This window comes from Dokdonella sp. (genome assembly GCF_039926425.1).
Lineage (GTDB): Bacteria > Pseudomonadota > Gammaproteobacteria > Xanthomonadales > Rhodanobacteraceae > Dokdonella_A.
On the sequence record NZ_JBDSWZ010000288.1, the window covers coordinates 1 to 3,215 of the forward strand.

5 protein-coding genes are annotated in these 3,215 nt (G+C 64.7%); 1 reads left to right on the plus strand and 4 read right to left on the minus strand.

The genetic code is table 11. The features are described 5' to 3' along the window. Positions 1-192: 192 nt before the first annotated feature. The 4 genes from ABIV12_RS16370 to tsaD all read right to left on the minus strand — a co-directional run bounded on the left by ABIV12_RS16370 (position 193) and on the right by tsaD (position 3,084). Complete coding sequence (locus tag ABIV12_RS16370; protein WP_348061297.1) at positions 193-1,035, minus strand: DUF6159 family protein; 843 nt, start codon at positions 1,033-1,035, stop codon at positions 193-195. A gap of 80 nt (positions 1,036-1,115) precedes the next feature. Continuing rightward, the gene (gene folK, locus ABIV12_RS16375) at positions 1,116-1,604 is read right to left on the minus strand and encodes a 2-amino-4-hydroxy-6-hydroxymethyldihydropteridine diphosphokinase (RefSeq protein ID WP_348061303.1); all 489 of its coding nucleotides are present in this window, start codon (positions 1,602-1,604) and stop codon (positions 1,116-1,118) included. Position 1,605: 1 nt separating this feature from the next. Then, positions 1,606-1,962, minus strand: coding sequence for a dihydroneopterin aldolase (gene folB / locus ABIV12_RS16380; protein ID WP_348061299.1), 357 nt, complete (start codon positions 1,960-1,962; stop codon positions 1,606-1,608). 69 nt (positions 1,963-2,031) lie between these two features. Then, a complete protein-coding gene (gene tsaD, locus ABIV12_RS16385; protein ID WP_348061301.1) occupies positions 2,032-3,084 on the minus strand; it encodes a tRNA (adenosine(37)-N6)-threonylcarbamoyltransferase complex transferase subunit TsaD in 1,053 nt (350 codons plus the stop codon). 57 nt (positions 3,085-3,141) lie between these two features. Between tsaD and rpsU the strand changes: the two genes are divergently transcribed. Next, a partial coding sequence (gene rpsU / locus ABIV12_RS16390; RefSeq protein ID WP_348061305.1) for a 30S ribosomal protein S21 occupies positions 3,142-3,215 on the plus strand: 74 nt, incomplete at its 3' end.

The following is a 3,215-nucleotide window of genomic DNA, read 5'->3' on the forward strand; positions in this document are numbered from 1 at the left end:
GCGTGCCGTCGCCCGGCGAGCCACTCGGCGTATTGCCCAGCAGCTTTTGCAGAAATTGCAGCATGCCTCACCCGAGCTGGCTTCACGGCAACACCAGTGCCTGATGTTTTGTACCACAGCCGGGCTGGCGAACGAACGATGATCGCTGGACGCATTCGATCCATCCGCGACATCGCGCCATCTGCGCGCGGCTCACGCCTTCAGCTTGAAGGCATCCGCCAGCAGCGCGCGTTCGAAGCCGATACCGGCGTCGCCTGTCTGCGCGTAGCGATGGAGTGCGGCGGCGTACACGCCCTGCAGTGCGCTCTGCACGAGACTCAGCGTGACGATTCCGATGATGCCGACCGCCACTGCAGCGATGACGGCCGCAACCGACTGCGTGCTGGTCGCCAGCGCCACCAGACCGGCCGACATCATCACCCAAGCAACGATCGCCAGACCCGACACGAGGCCGATGCCGACGTTGCCGGTGAGATTTTCGCCCCACGTCCGCTTGAGCAGTTCCGCGCTCTGTTTCACCGCATCGACCGGACCCACGTTGCCGCTGACCAGGACCGGCACCACCAGAAAGGTAGCCATTGTCCAGGTGACACCGAGCAGCGCTGCGATCCAGCGGCCGATGAAGCCGGCGCGCTCCTCGATCGCGCGGAGGATCATGCCGACGGTCGCCGCGATCAGCGCGTAGCCGAGAATCTGCGTCCAGCGCGACGCGGCGATGCGAAAGCCATCACGCACGGAAGGACTTCCGCCGTCGAGCCGGATGCGTGCCGCACCGACCAGCGCGGAATTGAAGAAGAAGATGACGAAGTACTGCACGAGATAGAAGAGGAACATGATCGGCGCCATCCACCACGGCCGCTGCGCGTTCTCGAACTGGTCGAGCACGCCACCGAGCGCGAGTGGCCCGAGGAAACTCGCCGACACGATCATCGTGCACACGCCGGCCATCAGCGGGAAGACCAGCAGACGATGATCGGCGCGCAAGACGGCGACGCTTGCCTTGACCAGCTCCCAACTGCGCGCGAAACGACCCATGGTGATTCTCCGCTGCAGGCCGATTCCCGCTGGGCGTTTTGTACCATTGGCCGACGTCGCGCGCCATCGCGCGCACCGGATCAACCGCCGAGCTCGACCCGTGCAAAGGGAACGTCGCGAGCGGCAGACTCCGACCACACCTGTGCGAGCGTGCGCGCGGAGACCGGTTCGTACACGTCCGCAGCGATATCGACCAGCGGCCTCAGTACGAACGCCTCGACAAGCTCGCGGCGCGGAATCTCCAGATGACCCGGTCCGGCGATCACCCGGTCGTCGAACAGCACGATGTCGACATCGAGCGTTCGACTGGAAAATCGCGGACCATTGCGGACCCGGCCATGACGATCTTCAAGCGCATGCAACCATGCGTCGAGCGCCTCCGGTTGCAGATCGGTGTCGATGCCGACCGCGAGGTTGAGAAACTCCGGCCCATCGAAGCCGACCGCGGGAAACCGGTAGGTGGGCGACTCCACGATTTCGCCGAAGCGCGCGCGCAACTCGCGCAGCGCTGCACGAAGATGACGTTCCGGCTCGAGATTGGAGCCGAGACTGAGCCACGCGCGATGCATGTCAGCCGGCATCGCCGCGTTCGATGATCACGCCGACGGCCTTTGCGCCCGTCACCGCTCCGGGCTTGGACAGTTTCAGGCGCAACCAGTGCACGCCGAACTCGGTGCGGATGATCGCCGCGCACTGCTCGGCCATCGTCTCGACCAGCTGGAACTGCGAGGACTCGACGAATGCGATCAGCCGCTTGGACACCGCCTTGTAGTTCAGCGTGTCCTCGATCCGGTCCGTGACGGCCGGTCGGGTATTGTCGAAGGCCATTTCGATATCGAGAGCCACGATCTGGCGCGTCGTGCGCTCCCAGTCGTAGATGCCGATGATGGTTTCGATGCGCAGGTCTTCGATGAAAACGAGATCCATGAGGTTTGGCGGATTCGGGATTCGGGATTCGGAGCGATCATCGGCGATTCGCGCGACGATGGAAACGCATCAGGACTCCAGTGCCGCGAGTGACGCAAGATCCCAGCGCGGCTGCACCTTGATCGCCGGGCTTTCGTGCTGCCCGGCGGCAAGCCGGAGCGCTCCGGCGAACGCAATCATCGCGCCATTGTCAGTGCAGAACTCGAGGCGCGGGAACGACACGCGAAACCCGTCCTGCACGCCAGCCTCGGCCAATTGGGAACGCAGCCTTCGATTCGCACCGACGCCGCCAGCGACCACCAATGTCCGCGCGCCGGTGGCGACCAGAGAACGACGGCACTTGATCACCAGCGTGTCGACAATCGCCTCCTCGAATGCGCGGGCGACATCGGCACGGGTCTGATCGGACTGGTCGCTCGCCTTCCATGCGAGCAACACCTGCGTCTTCAGGCCTGAAAAACTGAAATCCAGTCCGGGACGATCGGTCATCGGACGTGAAAAACGGAACGCACCCGCGCGCCCCTGACCCGCCAGCGCGGCAAGCGCCGGCCCGCCCGGATACGGCAGATTCATCAACTTCGCGGTCTTGTCGAACGCTTCGCCGGCCGCATCGTCGAGCGTGTCGCCAAGCAGCGTGTAGCAACCGATCGCGGCGACTTCGATCAGCATCGAATGCCCGCCGGACACCAGCAGCGCAACGAACGGCGGTTCGGGCGCATCGGCTTCGAGCAGCGGCGCAAGCAAGTGTCCTTCCATGTGGTGGACGCCAATCGCCGGCACGTCCAGCGCCCAGGCAAGGCTGCGTGCCGCGGCGGCGCCGACCAGCAACGCGCCGACCAGACCGGGACCAGCGGTGTAGGCCACTCCGCCGAGATCGCGCAGCCCAAGTCCCGCTTGCGACAAGGTTTCGCGCACTAGCGGCACCAGCTTGCGCACGTGGTCGCGCGAGGCCAGTTCCGGCACGACGCCGCCGTAATCGGCGTGCATCCGGATCTGGCTGTAGAGGGTGTGGGCGAGCAGGCCGCGGTCGGTGTGGTAGAGCGCGACTCCGGTTTCGTCGCACGACGTCTCGACGCCGAGCACGGCGCCGGACACCCCGACCTTTGCAAAGGGCTGATTCATCGGGATAGAATACACGGCTCGCCCGACAGCCCCGGGTGATTTTGCATTGGAGAGTTTATGCCCAGCGTCAAAGTTCGCGAAAACGAACCGTTCGAGTTTGCCCTGCGCCGTTTCAAGCGCACCTGCGAAAA